The organism is Mesorhizobium sp. CA10, from assembly GCF_020165285.1.
Lineage (GTDB): Bacteria > Pseudomonadota > Alphaproteobacteria > Rhizobiales > Rhizobiaceae > Mesorhizobium.
The window spans coordinates 1-14,579 of sequence record NZ_JAIUHV010000017.1; the positions used below are offsets into that span (position 1 = coordinate 1).

The 14,579-nt window shown below is 64.3% G+C and carries 16 protein-coding genes; 11 read left to right on the plus strand and 5 right to left on the minus strand.

The genetic code is table 11. The annotated features are described in order from the left end of the window. Positions 1 to 95 precede the first annotated feature (95 nt). Positions 96 to 860 carry a precorrin-6A synthase (deacetylating) gene (cobF, locus tag LB535_RS26255; protein WP_224634242.1) on the minus strand — a complete coding sequence of 255 codons (765 nt, stop codon included), beginning with the start codon at positions 858 to 860 and terminating at the stop codon, positions 96 to 98. 143 nt (positions 861 to 1,003) lie between these two features. On the opposite strand from cobF, the gene LB535_RS26260 reads away from it, so the two are divergent. The 6 genes from LB535_RS26260 (at position 1,004) to LB535_RS26285 (ending at position 6,704) form a co-directional block, all read left to right on the plus strand. After that, positions 1,004 to 2,017: a DUF4424 domain-containing protein gene (locus tag LB535_RS26260; RefSeq protein ID WP_224634243.1), complete on the plus strand. Its 1,014-nt coding sequence runs from the start codon at positions 1,004 to 1,006 to the stop codon at positions 2,015 to 2,017. Continuing rightward, positions 2,017 to 2,535, plus strand: a complete 519-nt coding sequence (locus LB535_RS26265) for a dihydrofolate reductase (protein WP_224545409.1) — start codon at positions 2,017 to 2,019, stop codon at positions 2,533 to 2,535. The genes LB535_RS26260 and LB535_RS26265 overlap by 1 nt, the downstream gene beginning before the upstream one ends. A gap of 247 nt (positions 2,536 to 2,782) precedes the next feature. Then, positions 2,783 to 3,898: an FtsH protease activity modulator HflK gene (gene hflK, locus LB535_RS26270; protein ID WP_140839826.1), complete on the plus strand. Its 1,116-nt coding sequence runs from the start codon at positions 2,783 to 2,785 to the stop codon at positions 3,896 to 3,898. Further along, on the plus strand, positions 3,898 to 4,848 hold the full coding sequence (gene hflC / locus LB535_RS26275) for a protease modulator HflC (RefSeq protein WP_224522814.1): 951 nt from the start codon (positions 3,898 to 3,900) through the stop codon (positions 4,846 to 4,848). Before hflK ends, hflC begins: the two co-directional genes overlap by 1 nt. Before the next feature lie 5 nt (positions 4,849 to 4,853). Further along, the gene (locus LB535_RS26280; protein ID WP_224634244.1) at positions 4,854 to 5,039 is read left to right on the plus strand and encodes a DUF2065 domain-containing protein; all 186 of its coding nucleotides are present in this window, start codon (positions 4,854 to 4,856) and stop codon (positions 5,037 to 5,039) included. Between the two features lie 147 nt (positions 5,040 to 5,186). After that, entirely contained in the window at positions 5,187 to 6,704 is a 1,518-nt protein-coding gene (locus tag LB535_RS26285; protein WP_224626145.1) for a DegQ family serine endoprotease, read from the plus strand. A 46-nt stretch (positions 6,705 to 6,750) separates the two neighbouring features. Here LB535_RS26285 and LB535_RS26290 read toward each other — a convergent pair whose 3' ends face one another. Together LB535_RS26290 and serB are read right to left on the minus strand one after the other, a co-directional pair. Continuing rightward, a complete protein-coding gene (locus tag LB535_RS26290; protein WP_140839832.1) occupies positions 6,751 to 7,323 on the minus strand; it encodes a GNAT family N-acetyltransferase in 573 nt (190 codons plus the stop codon). Then, positions 7,320 to 8,207: a phosphoserine phosphatase SerB gene (gene serB, locus LB535_RS26295; protein WP_224634245.1), complete on the minus strand. Its 888-nt coding sequence runs from the start codon at positions 8,205 to 8,207 to the stop codon at positions 7,320 to 7,322. The genes LB535_RS26290 and serB overlap by 4 nt, the downstream gene beginning before the upstream one ends. Here serB and miaA point away from each other — a divergent pair. Beyond that, complete coding sequence (miaA, locus tag LB535_RS26300; protein ID WP_224634297.1) at positions 8,197 to 9,141, plus strand: tRNA (adenosine(37)-N6)-dimethylallyltransferase MiaA; 945 nt, start codon at positions 8,197 to 8,199, stop codon at positions 9,139 to 9,141. The two genes, serB and miaA, sit on opposite strands and share 11 nt — an antisense overlap. 125 nt (positions 9,142 to 9,266) lie before the next feature. Next, on the plus strand, positions 9,267 to 10,058 hold the full coding sequence (locus LB535_RS26305; RefSeq protein ID WP_224634246.1) for a GGDEF domain-containing protein: 792 nt from the start codon (positions 9,267 to 9,269) through the stop codon (positions 10,056 to 10,058). A gap of 167 nt (positions 10,059 to 10,225) precedes the next feature. On the opposite strand, the gene LB535_RS26310 is transcribed toward LB535_RS26305, so the two are convergent. Next, positions 10,226 to 12,058 (minus strand): ATP-binding protein, encoded by a 1,833-nt coding sequence (locus LB535_RS26310; RefSeq protein ID WP_224634247.1) that lies wholly within the window; start codon positions 12,056 to 12,058, stop codon positions 10,226 to 10,228. A 153-nt stretch (positions 12,059 to 12,211) separates the two neighbouring features. On the opposite strand from LB535_RS26310, the gene LB535_RS26315 reads away from it, so the two are divergent. The 3 genes from LB535_RS26315 to LB535_RS26325 are packed head-to-tail and all read left to right on the plus strand — an operon-like array spanning position 12,212 to position 13,670. Beyond that, the gene (locus LB535_RS26315) at positions 12,212 to 12,778 is read left to right on the plus strand and encodes a helix-turn-helix domain-containing protein (protein ID WP_224634248.1); all 567 of its coding nucleotides are present in this window, start codon (positions 12,212 to 12,214) and stop codon (positions 12,776 to 12,778) included. 5 nt (positions 12,779 to 12,783) lie between these two features. After that, entirely contained in the window at positions 12,784 to 13,092 is a 309-nt protein-coding gene (locus LB535_RS26320) for a hypothetical protein (RefSeq protein ID WP_140839842.1), read from the plus strand. 38 nt (positions 13,093 to 13,130) lie between these two features. Then, positions 13,131 to 13,670 (plus strand): GNAT family N-acetyltransferase, encoded by a 540-nt coding sequence (locus LB535_RS26325; protein ID WP_224634249.1) that lies wholly within the window; start codon positions 13,131 to 13,133, stop codon positions 13,668 to 13,670. Here LB535_RS26325 and LB535_RS26330 read toward each other — a convergent pair. After that, positions 13,662 to 14,546, minus strand: coding sequence for a LysR family transcriptional regulator (locus LB535_RS26330; RefSeq protein WP_224634250.1), 885 nt, complete (start codon positions 14,544 to 14,546; stop codon positions 13,662 to 13,664). The genes LB535_RS26325 and LB535_RS26330 overlap by 9 nt on opposite strands. Positions 14,547 to 14,579 lie beyond the last annotated feature (33 nt).

Sequence of the window (14,579 nt, forward strand, 5' to 3'; positions counted from 1 at the left end):
GAGTAGGGGAGTAGGGGAGTAGGGGAGTAGGATGTGACGTCCTGGCCGCCTGCGCATGCGATGTGCGCTCTCTATTGCCTTACTCCCCTACTCCCTTACTCCCCTGATTTTCTCAGCAGATAAATGTCCATGATCCAGCCCTTCTTTCGTCTGGCGTCTTCACGAACCCTTTCGATTTCGGCACCGACGTCGCCCAGGCGTCCGGAGATGACGATCTCGTCGGGCGTGCCGAGATAGGCGCCCCACTGGATAAGGACGTCCTTGTCGGCAAGCGTGTTGAAGGCGCATTTGCCGTCGAGCATGACGACGGTGGAGCCGGCATTGGCTGGCAGTCCTTCTTCGGTTAACCGGCGACCGGTCGTCACCAGGATCGAATCGCCGATGCGGTTGAGCGCGGTCGCGTGGGCGGCGGCCAGCGCCTGGATCGCGGTGATGCCGGGGATGACCTCGAGCTCGAAACCGACATTGCCTCTCAGGCGCACGCGCTCGAGGATGCGCAGCGCGCTGTCATAGAGCGACGGATCGCCCCAGATCAGGAACGCGCCGCAGCCATCTTCGGCAAGCTCGTCGCGGATCAGAGCCTCATAGATATCGGCGATCGCTTCGTGCCAGTCGTCGACTGTCACACGATAGGACGATGTCGGTTCGGCCCGAACCGGCACATCGAACTCGACCCGGCGCGATTTCGGATTGGTGACGAAGCGGTCGCAGATCTGCCGGCGCAGATCGGCAAGATCGTTCTTCTTCGCTCCCTTGTCGGGAATGAACAGCGCGTCGGCGCGGTTCAGGCCGTCGATGGCCTGGACCGTCATGTGGTCGGGATTGCCGGCGCCGATGCCGATGACGAGAAGCTTGCGCATGGCGATCTCCTGCCCGATCGGCGACGCGGTGTCCAGAAGTACCCGTATCCGGTGACGAAGGGCTTTGAAACGCTATCTTGAAACGGGTAGATGGAAGAGCGCATCCGGCTGATCCGGGTATCGCGGCACAGAGGAGGGGGTCCATGTTACGCACCGTAACGACCGCAGCGCTTGTAATAACGGCCGCTCCGGCCTTCGCCAATGATTCCGTCGCCGAGCTCGGCACAGGCGGGCTGATCCTGTCGCGCAGCGACGCCGTCGCCATGCAGAGCGAGGACCTTTTCATCTCGCCGGAGAAGGTGACGGTCGACTATGTCTTCCGCAACAACACCGACAAGGATGTCAGCTCCATAGTCGCGTTCCCGATGCCCGACATCGAGGGCGATCCGAACGAGATGCCGGCAATCCCGGAGGCTCAGAGCGATAATTTCCTCGGCTTCGAGGTGACGATCGACGGCGTCGATGCGAAGCCGCAGCTGGAGCAAAAGGCGCTGGCGCTCGGCATCGACATCACCGCCGACCTCAAGGCGCAGAACGTGCCGCTCTATCCATTCGGCGGCGCCGCCAAGGCGGTGCTGGCGAAGCTGCCCAAGGATATCGCCAAGGACTGGGAAGATCGCGGCATCATCATCGAAGATACCGCCGATGACGGCTCGGGCATGCAAACCACCTTTGCGCCGTTCTGGCAGCTGCGCTCGACCTACTGGTGGCGCTCGACCTTCCCGGCCAACAAGGAGGTTCATGTCTCGCACCGCTACAAGCCCAGCGTCGGGGGCACCTCCTCGGTCAGCTTTTTCTATGATGGGCAGTTCCAGGGCCAGTATGCGGCCTACAAGACCCGCTATTGCATGGATCAGACGTTCGAGAACGCGGTGCGCAAGGCGGCCAAGGCAAATCCGGACGGTTATCCGAAATATTACGAGAGCCGCATCGCCTATATCCTGACCACCGGCGGCAACTGGGCGGCCGGGACGATTGGCAATTTCAAGCTCACCATCGACAAGGGCACCCCAAAAAACCTCGTCTCGTTTTGCGGCGACAATGTCAAAAAGGTCGGGCCGACGACGTTCGAGGTCACCGCGAAGGATTTTTATCCCGAGCACGATATCGACATCCTTCTGCTTGAGCCGTCGGACAATGGCGGGAACGGCGGCTGATGGATATCGCGATCTATGTCGCCATCGCCGAAAACGGCGTGATCGGCCGCGAAGGCGGCCTGCCGTGGCGGCTTTCCACCGATCTCAAGCGCTTCAAGGCCGACACGATGGGAAAGCCGATCATCATGGGCCGCAAGACCTATGAAGGCATCGGCCGGCCGCTGCCCGGCCGGCTCAATATCGTGGTGACGCGCGACAAGGCCTGGCGCGCCGAGGGCATCGAGGTGGCCCATTCGCTGGATGACGCGATCGCGCTCGCCAAGGTGCGCGGCCGCTGCATGGCGGGAGCGGAGGAGATCTGCGTGGTCGGTGGCGGCGAGATCTATGCCCAGGCCTTACCGCTTGCCGACCGGCTGCATGTGACCCATGTGCTGGCCAGCGTCGATGGCGATGCGCATTTCCCGCCGATCGATCCAAGCATCTGGCAGGTCGTCAGCGCCGAGGATTTTCCTGCCGGCGAGAAAGACAGCCACGCCACGCGTTACACCGTTTACGAGCGCCGGCGCGACGATCGTTGACGACGACAAAGGGTCGCTACCCGTCCAAATCGCACGGGGACGATGGCACATCGCGTTGAAAGCGGGTCAAGGCGTCCCTATAGAAGAACGGTGTTGCAGCGGCGCGCGTCCAACCGGACGCGCAACAGGCCGCCGTAATACTTTGATTTTGGGGCATGATTCCTTTTCGAAAACCGATATGGGTTTTCGTGGTCATGCGCTAGGATTGCGCCGCAAGGCCTGAGGGAACCGAAGCGAAAGGACATTCATGCCCTGGAACGACAAGAGCGGTGGCGGCGGCCCATGGGGCGGCGGCGGCAATCAGGGGCCCTGGGGGCAGGGACCGAAAGGGCCAAGCGGCCCGCAGGGTTCGCCCCCCGATCTTGAGGACATCATCCGCCGCGGCCAGGACAGGCTGCGACGCGCGCTTCCGGGCGGCGGCGGCGCGAGCCCGGCCGTGCTCGGGCTGATCGCGGTGGCGCTCATCGTGCTGTGGGCCTTCAAGGCGATCTATACCGTGCAGCCCGACGAGGTTGCGGTCGAACTGCGCTTCGGCCAGCCGAAGTCCGAGCTTTCGCAGCCGGGCCTGCATTTCCACTGGTGGCCGATCGAAACGGTCGAGACCGCCAAAATCTCCGAGCAGCTCGTCAGCATCGGCGGCGGGTCGAGCAGCGGCTCCGGGCTGATGCTCTCGGGCGACCAGAACATCGTCAACGTGCAGTTCTCGGTCGCCTACCAGGTCTCCGATCCCAAAGCCTATCTGTTCGATGTTTCAGATCCCGACGGCATGCTGACCCAGGTCGCCGAGAGCGCCATGCGCGAAGTCGTCGGCCGGCGGCCGGCGCAGGACATCTTCCGCGACGACCGCCAGGGTATCGCAACCGGGGTGCGCGAGATCATCCAGGGCACGCTCGACGGCTACAAGACCGGTCTCCAGGTCAACGCAGTCTCGATCGAGGACGCAGCGCCCCCGCGCGAGGTGGCCGACGCATTCGACGAGGTGCAGCGCGCCGAGCAGGACGAGGACAAGTTCGTCGAGCAGGCCAACCAGTATTCCAACCAGAAGCTCGGCCAGGCGCGCGGCCAGGCGGCTCAGGTCCGCGAGGACGCCGCCGCCTACAAGAATCGCGTGGTGCAGGAGGCGGAAGGCGAGGCGCAGCGCTTCATCTCCGTCTACAACGAATATGCCAAGGCGCCCGACGTCACGCGCAAGCGCCTCTACCTCGAAACCATGGAGAAGATCCTGAAGGACTCCAACAAGGTCGTCGTCGAGCAGGGGAACGGTCAGGGCGTGCTGCCTTACCTGCCGCTGCCGGCTTTGCAGCCGAAAGCGCAGCCGGCGCCGGCCCCGCTGAGCGGCGTCACGACGGGAGGCAACCAGTGATGGCCAACCGTCTTCCCATCATCGCCGTCATCGCTGCCGTCCTTCTGTTCCTGCTCTACTCCGCGGTGTTCGTGGTCAATGCCGGCCAGCAGGCGATCGTGCTCAGGTTCGGCGAGATCATCGACGTCAAGAACGAGCCCGGCATCTACTTCAAGGCGCCGTTCGCCTTCTTCGATGCCGACAGCGTGCAGATGGTCGAGAAGCGGGTGATGCGCTTCGACCTCGACAACATCCGCGTCCAGGTCTCGGGCGGCAAGTTCTACGAGGTCGACGCCTTCATCGCCTATCGCATCTCGGATCCTCGCACGTTCCGCGCGGCGGTGTCCGGTCAGGTTGAACTGGCCGAGGCACGGCTGCGGACACGTCTCGATGCGGCGCTACGCCGTGTCTACGGCCTGCGCGACTTCGAGGCCGCGCTTTCGGAGGAACGCGGCGTCATGATGCGCGAGGTGCGCGATCAGCTTCGCCCCGACGCGACCTCGCTCGGCCTCGACATCGAGGATGTGCGCATCCGCCGGACCGACCTGACGGCGGAGGTCTCGCAGCAGACCTATGACCGCATGAAGGCCGAGCGCCTGGCGGAAGCCGAGCGTCTGAGGGCGCGCGGCAACGAGGCCGCGCAGCGCATCAGGGCGCGTGCCGACCGCGAGGTTGTCGAGATCGTCGCCGAGGCGCAGAAGGAATCGGAAATCCTGCGCGGCGAAGGCGAGGCGCAGCGCAGCGCGACCTTCGCGGACGCCTATAAGCGCGATCCGGCCTTCTTCGATTTCTATCGCTCGATGAATGCCTACGGCACGGCGCTGGACAGCACCGGAACGACGATGGTGCTCTCGCCCGAATCCGAGTTCTTCCGCTACTTCCGCGATCCGGGCAGCAAGCCTCAGCCCGGGCAGCCGGCCGCGCCCGCGACGCCTGCCGCACCGGCCGCCCAACCCAGCACCGCCCAGTAGCGGCGGTGCAGGACTTTGTCGCGGCGATCGGGCTGGTCCTGGTGATAGAGGGCCTGGTCTATGGCGGGTTTCCGGGCCTTGCCGGGAAACTGGCGAGCGAAATGCAGTCGATGCCCGAGAACGCGCTGCGGTTCGGAGGATTGGCGGCAATCGCGGTTGGCGTCGCCATTGTGTGGCTGGTTCGCGGCTGATGAAATTCATTGGTGCCGCGGCGACGGACGATTTATCCTGAGAAGACTGGCATAGCCGCAAACGTGCCGTATTTCTTGCCAACATGAGCCGAACAGGGCGTCTTTGCGGAAAACGCCTGCCCTTTTCAGACACACCGGGAGGCCACGATGATATCCGACACCCTGTTGCGCGCGGCGCGGCGCATGGTCTTCGCCGGCGCCACCGCATTCGCGGTCGGCATTGTTGCCGTCCCGTCCTTCGTCACGCCGACGATCGCCTCCGACGGGCCGCCCTCGGTCGCCGATCTCGCCGAGCGCCTGCTTGGCGCGGTGGTCAACATCTCGACCTCACAGACGGTGAAAGGCACGGAAGGGCCGGGCGCGGTGCCGATGCCGCAGCTGCCCGAGGGCTCGCCGTTCCAGGACTTCTTCGACGATTTCTTCAAGAACCGTGGCGGCGACAAGGGCGGCGCCGGGCAGAAGGTGCAGTCGCTCGGCTCCGGCTTCGTCGTCGACGCCGAGCAGGGTATTGTGGTGACCAACAACCACGTCATCGCCGATGCCGACGATATCGAGGTCAATTTCTCCGACGGCGTCACGCTGAAGGCGACGCTCGTCGGCACCGACACCAAGACCGATGTCGCGGTGCTGAAGGTCGACCCCAAGGGCCACAAGCTGACGGCGGTGAAATTCGGCGATTCCACCAAGATGCGCGTCGGCGACTGGGTGATGGCGATTGGCAATCCGTTCGGCCTGGGCGGCACGGTGACGGTCGGCATCGTCTCGGCGCGCAACCGCGACATCAATTCCGGCCCCTATGACGACTTCATCCAGACCGACGCCGCCATCAACCGCGGCAATTCCGGCGGCCCGCTGTTCAATGCCGAGGGCGAGGTCATCGGCATCAATACGGCAATCATCTCGCCGTCGGGTGGCTCGATCGGCATCGGTTTTTCCATCCCCTCGCAGCTTGCCGCCGGCGTCGTCGACCAGCTTCGCCAGTATGGCGAGACGCGGCGCGGCTGGCTTGGCGTGCGCATCCAGCCGGTGACGGCGGACATCGCCGAAAGCCTCGGCATGGCGACCGCCAAGGGCGCGCTGGTGGCCGGCGTCATCAAGGGCGGGCCGGTCGACAACGGTTCGGTGCAGGCCGGCGACGTCATCATCAAGTTCGACGGCAAGGATATCCATGAAATGCGCGACCTGCCGCGTGTCGTCGCCGAAAGCCCGGTCGGCAAGGCGGTCGACGTCGTCATCGTGCGCAAGGGCGTCGAGCAGACCGTCAAGGTGACGCTCGGACGGCTGGAGGACGGCGAGAAGCTGGCCAGCGGCGAGAACGGCAACACCGACCAGGACAAGGGCGACAAGGCGACGCCTCCGGTGTCGACGGCCTCGGTGCTCGGCATGACGGTCGGCGAGCTCAACGACCAGACACGGCAGAAGTTCGGCATCGCGGCCGATGTGTCCGGCGTGGTCATCACCGACGTCGCCAAGAATTCGGCGGCGGCCGAGCGCGGCATCCAGCCCGGCGAGGTGATCACCGAGATCGCGCAGGAATCGGTCGGCACGCCGAAGGACGTGATGGACCGGATCGGCGCGCTGAAGGAGCAGGGCCGCAAGAACGCGCTCTTGATGCTGGCGTCGAAGACCGGCGAACTGCGCTTCGTAACGATCCGGATGGATTGAGTCCGGAACGTCCGGTAACCGATTGGTGTTTCAATGAATAGGGCGGCTAGCGAGCCGCCCTTTTTCGTGCCTGCCAGTCGCGGCGCGACAGCCTGTAGAGGACATGCCGCTTGAGATGCGGATGGCTGTCGGGAACGCTCGGATGATCGAAATCGGCGCCCGCATCGGCTTGCATGCCGAGTCGCTTCATGACTGCGACCGAACGATGATTGTCGGCGACCGCGAACGATACGATTTCGTCGACGCCAAGCGTTTCGAAGCCATAGGCGAGCCAGGCTTCAGCCGCTTCGGTGACATAGCCCTTGCCCCAGAATTCCGGCGCCAGCCGCCAGCCGATCTCGATCGTGCCGTCCGGTAGCGATGGCACATCATCCGTATCGAGGAGACCGACGAAGCCGATGCATTCGCCGGTGGCCGCGATCTCGGCGGCGGCGAAGCCGTAGCCATCCTCCTCGATCCACCCGCGGAATTCGTCCATCATGGCGTCGGCGGTCGCACGGTCGCGGCGGAACGGGAAGAATTCCATCACGCGCTCGTCGGAGTTGATGCGGTGGAAAAGCGCGCGGTCGCGCTCTTCCCAGTTGCGCAGGATGAGGCGCTCGGTGCGGATCGGCTTCATTCTGAAAACTCATCCCGGCGATAGCCCTGGAGATAGAGCAGCGCGGTCAGATCGCCGTGATCGATGCGGATGCGGGCCTGCTCGGCCACAACCGGCTTGGCGTGAAGCGCGATGCCAGTGCCGGCAAGACGGATCATATCGAGGTCGTTGGCGCCGTCCCCAACCGCAATCGCGTCCTCGGTGGTCAGTCCGAGCCTCTTCGCGATATCGAGCAGCGCTTCGGCCTTGGCGGCGCGGCCGAGGATCGGCTCGGCCACCATGCCGGTGAACGTGCCGTCTTTCTCGATCAGGCGGTTGGCGCGGTTTTCCTGGAAGCCCAGCATGGCGGCGATGCGGCTGGTGAAGACGTCGAAGCCGCCGGAGACCAGCGCCGTCCAGGCGCCATTGGCGCGCATCGTTTGCACCAGCGCGCGGCCGCCGGCGGCGAGCGTCAGCCGATTGGCGATGATGCGGTCGACCACGGCTGTGTCGAGGCCTTTCAGCAAGGCGACGCGCTCGCGCAAGGCGGGCTCGAAGGCGATCTCGCCATTCATCGAGCGCACGGTGATCGCCGCCACATGATCCTTGACGCCGATCTCGTCGGCAAGCTCGTCGATGCATTCCTGGTCGATCATGGTCGAATCCATATCGGCGAGCAGGATCTTCTTGCGCCTGCCTTCGGCCGGTTGGACGATGACGTCGACCGGCTCGGAAGCCAGCGCCGCGCGCAGATTGGCGGTCATTTTGCCGATATCCGGCGTCTGCGGCAAAACGAGGTCGCAGGCGACGTCCTCAGCCAGCCAATGAACGGCGCTTGCGCCGGCGGCCCGCAAGGCCATATTCGCAAGCGAGGCCGGCACGGCGCGGGCTTCTGGACGGGACACTAAAGTGGCGATCAGCGGCATCGAAGATTCCGGCAGGCAGGCGGGCGAAGGCCGCATCAAGAACGCGACCCTGATAGCCGGGCCGACCGCCAGCGGCAAGTCGGCGCTGGCGCTCGATCTCGCCGAACGCAATGGCGGGATCATCGTCAACACCGATTCCATGCAGGGCTATTCGGTGCTCGACGTCCTGACGGCGCGGCCGAGCGCCGCCGAAATGGCACGCGTTCCGCATTTCCTTTACGGCCATGTCCATCCCGCCACCGCCTATTCCACCGGCGCCTGGCTGCGCGACGTGACAAAGCTGATCGAAGACGGCGTGCTGTCGGGCCGTCCGGTCGCTTTCGTCGGCGGCACCGGGCTCTACTTCCGCGCGCTGACCGAAGGCATCTCGGATATGCCGGACATTCCGGCGTCCGTCCGCGAGCGCTGGCGCTACGAGCTCAAGGAGCAAGGGGCCGAAAGGCTGCATCGCCTGCTGATGCACGAGGATTCGGCTATGGCCATGCAACTCAGGCCGACCGACGGCCAGCGTATCGTGCGGGCGCTCGAAGTGCTCGACGCCTCCGGGCGCTCGATCCTCGAATGGCAGGCGGTGCGCGGACGGCCGCTGATCGATCGCGACAGCGCGTGCTTCCTGGTCATCGAGCCGGACCGCGAGCAACTGGTCCGGCGCATCGAGGCGCGCTTCGACCAGATGCTCGACAAGGGCGCTCTCGACGAGGTGCGTCGACTCACCGCGCTCGGCCTCGATCCGGACCTGCCGGCGATGAAAGCGATCGGCGTGCGGGAGCTGCAGGCGGCGATGGCCGGACAATCGGATTTTCCCGAAGCCATTGAGCGCGCCAAGATCGCGACCCGGCAATATGCCAAGCGCCAGTCGACATGGTTCAGACATCAGCTGGGCGCGGAGTGGCGCAGGCTGCGGCCGGGCGACGAACCGGCTGTTCAGGACTGACTAAAAGTTTTTTCAATCAGCGCCTTAAAATCGCCGGCTCCAATTCTCGCCAGGGTTGTTCGGATTAACGGTCCGTAAGGTCGGCCATGCCATAACCTTTGGGGCTACAGTGCCGCGGGGAGTTGATGCGTTTCCATAAGGCGGAATCCGCATTTTTCGTCTTTATTTTTGTGATCCTGGCCGCGGGCCTGGTGACCTTCCATGCCTATGGCCAGTTGCAGGACATCGCCGCCGACCTCGATGCCGCATCGCGCGTCGACAGAATCGTCTATCTCAACAAACTTCTGTTCGTCACCGGGGCGCTGCTGGCAACCGCGCTGTTCTTCGGCACCTTCTTCATCTACCCGCTGATCCGCGGCCAGGTGCGGGAAGAGGGCAAGCTCAGGGCCATGACGGTTTCGCTCAGTGCCCGCTCGCAGACGCTCGAGCAGGCGGCGCTCACCGACAGTCTCACCGGAATGCAGAACCGCCGCTATTTCGATGATGCGCTGCGCGAATATCTTCACGAGTTTCGCCGCATCGACAGGCCGGTCGGACTGATGATCCTCGATCTCGACCATTTCAAGCAGGTCAACGACACGCATGGCCATGACGTCGGCGACGAGGTGCTGAGGGCCGTCGCCAGCTGCCTGCGGGGCATGACGCGCTATCACGACGTGGTGGCGCGGCTGGGCGGCGAGGAGTTTGCCGTCGTCACCCCCAACATGGATGTCGAATTGCTGGCCAGGTTCGCCGAGCGCATCCGCAAGGCGGTCGCCAACATGTCGATCATGTCGGGCAATGTGCGGCTGAAGGTCACCACCAGCGTCGGCCTTGCCGTTTGGGACCACAAGGAGAGCGCGGAGGACTTCTACCGCCGCGCCGACCGCCAGCTCTATGAGGCGAAGAAGCAGGGCCGCAACCGCGTCTGCGCCTAAAATTCCACCACTAAATTCGTGAGGCTGGTCGACTGACGCGCCTTTCTCGACTTCCGGTGCTCACGGACTACATGTCCGCTCCGCTCTGGCTTCTCGAAAGCCACGTCATTCGATCCGGCCTGATGAATTCCTGTTCGGAATTTGGCTGTGCTTGCGAAGTTGGTCGTTCAATCGTTGAGCTGGCGCATGCCGAAGGTCGAGGGCTTCAGGCCGTAGCGCGTGTCGAAGTCGTCGTCCGGCTGCACGCGCGCGGCGGTGGCCGGCTTCTTGTAGTCCGGGTCGCCGGCCTGGCGGGAAGAATCCACAGCCTCGGCGAAGGCCATGGCCTGCTGCGGCTTCGGCACGTTGCGCAGCCGCTCGACGATCATTGCGAGATCGACGTCGTTGCCGTCCACGGAGGGATCGATCTTCTCGCCCTTCGCGGTGCCCGGGATGAACTCCTGCGGCAGCTTCTCGAACTTCAGCCGCATGGTGGTCGCCACGCCTTCGCCGAAGGCGATGGCTTCGCGCTGCCCCATCGAGGAGAGGAACGCCAAGGTCGAGGCCGAGGAATCGGCGATCGCCGAGCGGATGATGGCCTGGTCCTGCTCGTTGGCAAGCCGCATGGCGAAGAAGGTCGAGCACTGCGACAGGATGGTCGGGTCGAGCTCGCCCGGACGCTGAGTGACGACGCCGAGATAGCAGCCATATTTGCGGCCTTCCTTGGCGATGCGCGACAGCGCGTGCCTTGTCGGCGCGAAGCCGAGACGCGGATCGGCCGGCATGTAGCGATGGGCTTCCTCGCAAAGCAGCAGCAGCTTCAGCCGGCCCTCGCTCCACAGCGCCAGGTCGAAGGCCAGGCGTGCCAGCACCGAGCAGACCGAATTGACGACTTCCGAAGGCATGCCCGCCATCTCGAAGCAGGTGACCGGGCGTCCATGGTTGGGGACACGGAAAATGTTGCCGATCGTTTCGTGGATGGTGTCCTCGATCAGCCGCGAATTGAACATGAAGCGGTAGCGCGGATCGGCTGCGGCCGATTCGATGCGCGTTTTCAGCGACTTCAAGGTCGGGCGGTCGTTCTTGCTTTCGAGCATGCCCATGCGCTCGTCGATCTGCTTGATGAGATCAGCGACACGGTAGGGCACCGGCGTGTCCGCCGTCAGCGCGTCGCTGCCGCGCCTGACATAGGTGCCGGAATTCGGGTTGCGATAAAGGTTCTTGGCGGCGGGGATCAGGTCGCGCAGGACATCCACTTCCTCCGGCACCGTCTCGCGGCCGCGAAACAGCACTTCGGCGAACTCCTCCAGCCTGAACATCCAGAACGGCAGGTCGAGCGTCTTGGAATCGACCTTCACGCAATATTCCGGCAGCGAGGCGGCGAACTCGTTATGCGGGTCGAGGATGAGCACGCGCAGATCCGGACGCGCTTCGATCGTCTTGCGCAACAGCAGCGAGACAGCTGTCGACTTGCCGACACCGGTGGTGCCGACGATGGCGAAATGACGCGCCAGCGTGTCGTCGATGGCGATGTTGGCATCGATCGATTCATCCTGCGACAGGGTACCGATGGTCACCGAATGGCGCCCGGCCAGATCGTAGACCGCCTGCAGGTCGCGGGTTCGGATGCGGTGAGCAATGGCGCCGATGTGCGGGTAGGTGGTGATGCCACGGTCGAACACCGGCTTGGCGCCGGGCTCGACGCCGTCGCGAACCTCGCCGACCAATTCGACGCTGACCTCGATCGGATTCTGCCCTTCGTGGTTCCAGGCGCGATCCGATTTGCCGATGGCATAGACAAGGCCGACCGTTCGTGTCGAACCGAGATTGATGGAGATCATCTTACCGACCGTCCAAAGGCCGCTGATCGCGCCTTCGGTGTCTTCGGCATGGGCACTGATGGTGGCGCGCGCGCCGTCGCATTGCACGACATTGCCCAGAATCCGCTTGTCGTTCTGCTGGATGTTGCGGCGCTCCTGCGAAGTCGGTTCGCCAACGGAGGCTTCGCGTTCGACAAACATGGCTGACCTGATCCCATTCCCCTGGAGCCTCGACCCTACCCAATCGGGGTTAAAGTCAGGTGAGGTCGGATGGTGTAGGCAGCGTTAAGCCCGCCGTGACAATTCGATCGACTGGCCTCTTTCCAGGCCGAGAAAATCCGATATATTGGACGAATGGATGATATATCGAATGGTATTACCGCCACGATCGGGAGGCGGATACGCTCCGAAAGAACGCTGAGGGGCTGGTCGCTTGCCGAATTGGCCGAGCGCTCGGACGTTTCGAAGGCGATGCTGAGCGCCATCGAACGCGGTACGACCAGTCCGACCGCGGCGCTTCTGGTGCGCATCGCGGCGGCCTTCGGCATGACGCTGTCGACGCTGATCGCACGGGCCGAGATGCAAGGCGGCGGCATTTCGCGCCGGGACGAGCAGCCGATCTGGCAGGATCCGGCAACCGGGTACATCAGGCGTCATCTATCGCCGGCATCGCAGATGCCGCTGGAACTGGTCAGGGTCAGCCTTCCGGCAGGTGCCAAGGTCAGTCTGCCGGCGGCGTCCTACGCCTTCATCAAACAGCAGATATGGCTGATCGACGGAAGGCTGGATTTCACCGAGGGCGATGTGGTGCACCGGCTCGAGTCTGGCGACTGCTTGGCGCTGGGCGCGCCCTCGGATTGCGTCTTTCATGCTCCCGGACCGGGTGCGGCGGAGTATCTCGTGGCGCTGGTCAGAGACTGACTCCGATGTCTCGCCGGCCAAAACGCTCGCACAATGGCGGGCCGCCGCTCGACGACTATGACGGCCCACCCTGGGGCAAGGGCGATGCCTACATTTTCCTCGCCTGGCGCGCCGCCCACGACAAGGCTTGGAAGGCGCCAAGCCACGCCGTCATGCTGATGCGGCTGGAGAGAGCCGAACGGCTCGGTCTGACCTACGAGGAATATACGCTCGAGATTTTGGAGCGCGGCCGTCATCTCAGCGAGGACGACGCCGACCGCATCGCCGAAATCAGGCGGGCGCGACGACGCAAACGCATCAGCCATTTCGAATGACCTCGTCAACGACATATCATCACCTGGAGAGCACCAGCATGAACTCCCTTGAAATCCGGGCGTTGCGCGACGATGCGGCGACCATCGCGATGCTCGCCGATCTGCTGATCGAGACCGTCGCCGCCGGCGGGTCGGTGAGCTTCATGCATCCATTGTCGGCGGAGGCGGCGCGGGATTTCTGGCGCAAGTCGCTTGCCGCGGCGGCGCGCGGCGAAAGGGCGGTGCTGGGCGCATGGCATGGCGAGCTGCTTGCCGGCACCGTCACGCTGTTGCTCGACTTCCCGCCCAACCAACCGCACCGCGCCGAGATCGCCAAGCTGATGACCGGCCGGAACCATCGCGGCAAAGGCATCGCGACCGCCCTGATGCGGGCAGCGGAGAAAGTGGCCGTCGAGAAAGGCCGTACGCTGCTGGTGCTGGACACGGCCAGCGAAGAGGGCGCGGCCGGGCTTTATGAGAAACTTGGTTTCACCTTGGCCGGTGAGATCCCCGATTTCGCGCTCAAGCCACACGGCGGGCTCACCGGCACCCTCATCTATTGGAAAGGGATCGGGGCAGCGGCCGGCACGCTATCCTGAACTTCCGGCAATGTGCGACAGAAGCCAGCGGCGAAAATCCTGCTCCGCGCCGGACAGTCGCGTTAATGACGGTCTCGTCAGGAAATGGCCCGACGGGCTCGAAAGCTCGAAATCCGAAAGCCTGACGAGAACCTTGTCCTTGAGGGCCGCGTCAATCAGTGGCCGCGAGCCGAGCAGCGCCCCGGCGCCGGCCTTCGCGGCTTCCATGGCGGCGACGAAACTGTCGAAGCGGTGCGAGCGCCGGGGATGGCCGGCAAGCCCCGCGGCGGCGAACCATTCCGCCCACATCTCGCGCGCGCCCGCCACCAGGAGAAGCGGCAACGACGTCCACTCGCCACCTTGGGCGAGCGGCGGAGCCGCGACCGGGACAAGCCGCTCGACGGTCAGCCGGTCGGCCTCGCGCCCGGGAAAGGATCCGTTGCCGAAACGTATGTCGAGCGCCGAGCCCGGCTGGTCGTAGTCGGTCGGCCGATGGATGGTCACCAGATCGAGCCGGATCTGCGGCAGCACCTTTGCCAGGTCCGGAAGAGCCGGGACCAGCACCAGCATCGCGAAAGAGATGGGGACGCGGATGCTGACGATCTGCACGGCACGCGGCTCGAATAGCTCGTTGGTGCTGTTGCCGATCGTCGCGAATGCCGACTGGATGTGCGGGAGATAGGCAGCACCTTCCGGCGACAGAGCCACGCCGCGTGCCAGACGCGCAAACAATCGCGTTTTGAGCCGCTCCTCCAGAAAACGGATGTGCTGGCTGACGGCGGCTTGCGTGAGCCCGAGCTCGGCGGCCGCGGCGGTGAAGTTCGACAGGCGGGCGGCAGCCTCGAAACTGCGCAGCCAGTCGAGCGGAGGAATCGCATCGAGAGTTCTTCCAGCCATCAGAAATTTAGCGCCATCACCCGAAAAACGATA